The sequence below is a fragment of the Pseudomonas sp. 2995-1 genome, from assembly GCF_002742505.1.
Lineage (GTDB): Bacteria > Pseudomonadota > Gammaproteobacteria > Pseudomonadales > Pseudomonadaceae > Aquipseudomonas > Aquipseudomonas sivasensis.
Window position 1 is genome coordinate 1 of record NZ_LJSA01000348.1, and the last position, 259, is coordinate 259.

A 259-nucleotide genomic window follows, 5' to 3' on the forward strand; every position below is an offset into this window, starting at 1 on the left:
GTATCTAGGTTATCAATACCAGCTTCTAAGAAACCGTGAGCTGGGAATAAGAATCCAGAAGTAGATGTTAAGTCAGCAAAAGCCCAAACATATCCTTCATTAGCTACTAAATCTTCAATAGAATTGATTTCAGAATCAGCTGCTACATTAAACTGTGCACGATAAGAAGTTTCACCGAAACGGACAGATTTTAAAACTACTTCAGCATTTGCACGTTCTTCAGCTTGTACTAAACCTAAAGCTGGGATAAATGCAATAT

At 36.7% G+C, this 259-nt stretch carries 1 protein-coding gene; it reads right to left on the reverse strand.

What is annotated here, in order from left to right:
* A partial coding sequence (locus tag AOA61_RS12945; RefSeq protein WP_158234801.1) for a PhnD/SsuA/transferrin family substrate-binding protein occupies positions 1-259 on the reverse strand: 259 nt, incomplete at both ends.